Below are 408 nucleotides of genomic sequence, written 5' to 3' on the forward strand. Positions count from 1 at the left end.
GAGGAAGTTGATCGAGGTGATGACGCCGCGGCCGGCGCAGCCGACGCCCGGCTCCGGACCGCCCGACTCGACGCAACGGATGTCGCGATAACCGACCTTCATGACCTCTTCGATCTCGAGGTCCTCGACGCTGCCGGCGGCAGCGGCCAAGCTCAGGATGGTGTCCTGCGCCTTGGCGTGCAGGATCAGGCGGGTCGAATCCGCCTTGGGGTCGCAGCCGACGATCAGGATCCGATGACCCATCTCGGCCAGCGCGGCCAGGGTATTTTGCGACGTCGTCGACTTGCCGATGCCGCCTTTGCCGTAGAATGCGATTTGTCGCAGCGATGACATTCTGCTCTCCATCAACCGATTGCTGAAGCCGCGCCCGCTTGTCCGCAGGGCGTGACCGCGTCCTCTCATGTGTCC

General features: G+C 64.7%; 1 protein-coding gene. It reads right to left on the reverse strand.

Annotation, left to right across the window (positions count from 1 at the left end; all coding sequences use genetic code 11):
- On the reverse strand, positions 1-333 hold a 333-nt coding region (locus NLR35_RS34220; protein WP_257170939.1), incomplete at its 3' end, for an AAA family ATPase.
- Between the last annotated feature and the right edge of the window lie 75 nt (positions 334-408).

Source organism: Bradyrhizobium sp. SRS-191 (assembly GCF_024586915.1).
Lineage (GTDB): Bacteria > Pseudomonadota > Alphaproteobacteria > Rhizobiales > Xanthobacteraceae > Bradyrhizobium.